Source organism: Saccharicrinis sp. 156 (assembly GCF_050589685.1).
In the GTDB taxonomy this organism is placed as follows: domain Bacteria; phylum Bacteroidota; class Bacteroidia; order Bacteroidales; family Marinilabiliaceae; genus Saccharicrinis.
This window is the reverse complement of sequence record NZ_JBNGOS010000106.1, coordinates 1-683: the sequence shown is the minus strand read 5'-3', so window position 1 is coordinate 683 and position 683 is coordinate 1. Positions and strand designations below refer to the sequence as shown.

1 protein-coding gene is annotated in these 683 nt (G+C 46.6%); it reads left to right on the top strand.

Annotated elements, in window-relative coordinates; translation table 11 throughout:
* A partial coding sequence (locus ACRD64_RS25235) for an IS91 family transposase (RefSeq protein WP_430937418.1) occupies positions 1-590 on the top strand: 590 nt, incomplete at its 5' end.
* Between the last annotated feature and the right edge of the window lie 93 nt (positions 591-683).

Below are 683 nucleotides of genomic sequence, written 5' to 3'. Positions count from 1 at the left end.
GCGATTTTTTGTTCGATGTCAGGCAGATGTCGGATAAGTTTAGTGCCAGTTTTGCCGGTAAGCTTCGTAAACTAAAGCAGGATGGCAAAATCAACAAAACAGTCCCCCGCGACCTGATTCCGAAACCTTGGGTGGTTTACGCTAAAAGGGCTTTCGGCTCCCCACAGTCTATTATAGAATACCTGGGCAGATATTCGCACCGTGTGGCTATTTCAAATGCGCGTATTTTAAAGGTAACCGATACCCATGTTACCTTTAAATGGTGCAACCGGAAAGAAAACTACCGCCAGGAAACCCAAACGGTTACCGGCGTCGAGTTTCTGAAACGTTTTCTGGAACATATCGTGCCCCCGTACTTTCGACGCATAAGGCACCTGGGGTTCCTGAGCGCACGCAACAAAACAAAATGCCTCCAAAGCCTTAGGGACGATTTAAATGTAAAGCACCGAGCCCTTAAACCGACACGTTCCGAGGTGTTGCTATTGCGTTTTGGCGAACGGTCGCTTTTGCAATGCAAACATTGCAATGGCGAATTACGCCTGGTTGAAACTTATGCCAGACAAAGAGCTCCGCCGGATCACCAAACCTAAAAGGAGCTTTAGTTTTTGTGGGTAAAAAATAATGCGCTCAGGTGTAAATGGGAGGAATACAGCCTTTTCTGTAAAAAACAACAGGCAAGGGAT